The organism is Paenirhodobacter enshiensis (assembly GCF_000740785.1).
GTDB classification, from domain to species: Bacteria; Pseudomonadota; Alphaproteobacteria; order Rhodobacterales; family Rhodobacteraceae; genus Rhodobacter; species Rhodobacter enshiensis.
The window spans coordinates 1-3678 of sequence record NZ_JFZB01000073.1; the positions used below are offsets into that span (position 1 = coordinate 1).

3 protein-coding genes are annotated in these 3678 nt (G+C 58.3%); 2 read left to right on the forward strand and 1 reads right to left on the reverse strand.

The annotated features are described in order from the left end of the window. Positions 1 to 316: 316 nt before the first annotated feature. A complete protein-coding gene (locus CG50_RS17140; protein WP_161785423.1) occupies positions 317 to 802 on the reverse strand; it encodes a hypothetical protein in 486 nt (161 codons plus the stop codon). Between CG50_RS17140 and CG50_RS16400 the strand changes: the two genes are divergently transcribed. Next, entirely contained in the window at positions 758 to 2428 is a 1671-nt protein-coding gene (locus tag CG50_RS16400) for an AAA family ATPase (protein WP_161785424.1), read from the forward strand. The genes CG50_RS17140 and CG50_RS16400 overlap by 45 nt on opposite strands. Position 2429: 1 nt before the next feature. Beyond that, complete coding sequence (locus tag CG50_RS16980; RefSeq protein ID WP_152559574.1) at positions 2430 to 3344, forward strand: HNH endonuclease; 915 nt, start codon at positions 2430 to 2432, stop codon at positions 3342 to 3344. The last annotated feature ends 334 nt before the right edge of the window (positions 3345 to 3678 follow it).

Here is a 3678-nt window from a genome sequence, read left to right on the forward strand (position 1 = left end):
GGAACCTGTTCAGATCAACCGAACCACCTCACTCTGCGTACCGTGGCGAATAATGTCCAGAACATAGTCGGGCTGCCGGGCTAGTTCCGCGCGACGCTGACGAATGGGCGCGATAAGGCCCTGATACGAGTGAATTTCGGGCGCTTGCCGCTTGGCATGAGTCTTTATGGCCTTCTGCGAACCGGCTTCGCGATGCTATAGATCGAAGATTGGGAAAAGGATTGCCATGCTTAAAGTCCGCAGGACGACACCTTCCGCGCTATTCTTCGATACTATCGACCAGCCCCGGGAGCGCCTTCTTCGTTGGGCTCTCCGCTCACTTGAGGAGCGGCGGCAGCGGCGTGCCCCAATCGATCATGACCTTTTCCACCGCAGCCACCTCGCGGACATGGTCCATCAAGAGTTTGCCGGTGCCTGCGCCTTCTGCGAGCGACCGGTCGATCCTTCGGACGGCGTCAGCCACTTCCGGCCCCTCAGCGTCGACGGGGACCATGATGGCGAGGGATACGCCGATCACTATAGTTGGCTCGCTTACGAGTGGTTGAACCTCTTCCTTATATGCCGCATTTGCCAGAAGCAGCGCCGCGATAGATTTTATGTTATGGGCAAACGTGCTCGCTTTCTGGCGACGTTCGACGAAGTGCGCGCAGAGGAACGACCTCTCCTCATCGATCCGACGATCGATAATCCTGCGAGCCACCTCTCGTTCCTGGTCTCGGGTGAATGCATTCCGAAGCGCAATTCCGCCAAGGGGAAGGTGACGGTCGATCTTCTTGCTCTTAATGACGATGAGCTGGTCCATCGTCGGCTCGAAGCAATCGAGACTGTAGTCGGGGCGTGGCAGACCGCGCTCCAAGACGGCGCTGACATCTCCGACGCCGTGCTTAACACGCCATTTCTCGGAGCATGGCGCGACGTACTCACGCGGACGCTAAGTGAATTCGGAATCGCGACCCTTGGCGCTAGCAGCAGGCTGTCGCTCGTGCGCCGCTTGCGCGACTTGATCGAGAAGAATGATCGCGAGGGCTGCGATCGGATGGTGGCTGCGATCGACCTGGTCCGCAATTCCGACCGGATCAGGCGCGCGGAATTCCAGCGAGAGCCGACCGAACCTGAGCGCGCTTTCTATCCTGTTGCCGTGCTTCCACCCGAAGCGCGGTTGCGAGCTCCACAGGCAGAGATCGAGCGCGTTCAGATCACGAACTTCAAGGCGATCGATCGCCTGGATATCAGGCTGGGGGAAGAAAGATCCCGCAAGTCGGGTGCACCTTGCCTAATGCTTCTCGGCGAGAATGCAGTTGGCAAATCGACTTGCCTATCGGCCATCGCGTTGGCCCTTCTGGGCACGCGGGAGGCACGGATGCTCCGGCTTACCTATAGTGATCTCGCAAGAAGCCAGGCCCGTGACTCTTGGGATGTGTGGGGACGCGAGCCCGTTGAAGTGCAGCTTCAGCTAGACGCGAGGTCTGAGCCAGCGATATTCATCTACGATCCCGTCAGGGGACGCGTCGAAGGGTCATCCGAGCAATCGACCGTCGTCCTTGGTTATGGTCCACACCGCTACTTCGCAAAGGCGCGGGGTCGCAGGGGTACGAGTGCAGCGCACGGCGTGCGCAGTCTCTTCGACTCACGCCAAGCTCTGCCAGATCCGACAGAGTGGCTCGACGGCTTGAGGGGTCGCGCTTTTGACGAAGTGGCACGAACGATCCGGATGATCCTGCCTGTCGGTGATGACGATCAACTCGTGAATGATCCCCGTTCAGGCATCTGCGTTTTTGCCCAAGGGCAGCTGACCCCGGTGGGTCAACTTAGCGAAGGCTATCGTTCCGTCTTCGCAATGGTCGCGGACATATGCCGGAACCTGCTTGAACACTGGTCCAACTTAGAAATCGCCCACGGCGTGGTGCTGATAGACGAGATCGAAACGCACCTGCATCCGAGGTGGAAGATGCGCGTGATGTCGTCGCTCCGCGAGGCTTTTCCTCGCGTGCAGTTCGTCGTGACGACGCACGATCCGCTTTGCGTCCGCGGCATGTATGATGGGGAAGTCGTTGTCCTAGCGCGCAATGAGGAGGGTGGGATTACGACCCTTGCGGACCTACCCGACGTGTCAGGCATGCGTGTCGAGCAACTTCTGACTTCGGAATATTTCGGCCTGTCCAGCACTATTGATCCGGATTTGCAGCTGGAAATCGCGCGTCTCTCAGATGGAGTAGCGGGTGATCCGGCCTTAAAGATTGGCGTCGAGGCCGACGAGCTCGTGTCCCGCCTGACCGTGGGTGACAGCGCTTCGGCACAAATCATCCAGGAGGCCCTGCTACAATATCTACAGGAACGCGAGAAGCCAATAGACGCGCTGGTGCCCAATGCCCGCGCCGCCGCCGTCGGTGCGGTATTCCGAGCGTTGCGATCATCTCGGGCAGGCTAACTTGAGGAAGCTGGATAGAGCGAGTGTTGCGGTTCCGCCGTCTTTGGCAGTACCCAGCCAGGCCGTCGCAAATGAGATCGCGAACGCCACAGCTTACTATGGCGCGCGCGTGCCATGGACCGCTATTTACACATCATATCAGTTCCATAACTACCGCGGGCCAGACGTAAAAGTTGCCCTACGTCAACTGGCCGGAGGAAATTGCGCCTATTGCGAGAGCAAGATCGGTGCAGTTGGCGCTCGTGAGGTCGAGCACTATCGACCAAAGGGCGGCATTGCCGACCTCGATATGCATCCAGGCTACTGGTGGCTAGCCCATCGATGGGACAATCTCCTTCCTACCTGCCGGGACTGCAATAAGAGCCTGCGCCAGAATATCGTAACGGCGGGCATGACTAAAGCCGAAGTGCTCAAACTCCAGGGAAAGAGAGCCGCAGCAAGCTTTGGGAAAGCGAATCAATTCGAGATCCGAGGACAGAGAGCTGTCGGAAGTGGCTGCAACCTTGACCTCGAAGATCCGCTGCTGATCGACCCCTGCCGGAACGATCCCAGTCAGCACGTTACTTGGGATTTCTCCGTTGAGTTGACGCTGATCGAACCTGCACTCGTAGATGGCGATTACAGCGTATACGGAGCCTACACGATCAGGACGTGCGCACTAAATCGAGCGGAACTGGTGCTTGATCGGATTCCTGCACTGCGACCAATGCGTGTACTACGAACAAGACTAATAAACCGGCTAAACGGATGGACCGGAGATGCTGATGAACTTGCCGACATTTTGCTGGAGTGTGAGACACTGTCCTCTTTTGCAGAACATGATCAACCTTACGCCGGCATGGCTGCCGCCTTCATTCGCGATTTCGAAGATGAACTCGATCGTTGGCGGGTTTCTCAGGGCCTGCCCCCGTTCTAAGAACGGTACTTGAAACGCCGACGTCCGCTAGCGTCTATCTGCGCGTCGCTGTCAGTCGCGCCGTCGGTGCGACTGACCGGTATCGCGGGTTTTTGCGAATGCGATGCCGCGTTGCCGTCGGGCGGCTTTCCGCCCTTCGTGCCAGAGCCTCTGGCCGTGACGGCAATGGAACTTTTGTAGGCCCAGAATCGCGAATCTTAGGCAGCCGAGGGCCGCACAACGCTATGCTCCGGCGCCGTTCATTCAGTTAAGACTGAGAATTCCTCACGCGCCGAGACCTATGCCTTATGCATACTTCCCCGGCCAAGAAGTGGAGGTATAGCTATGCAGGTCG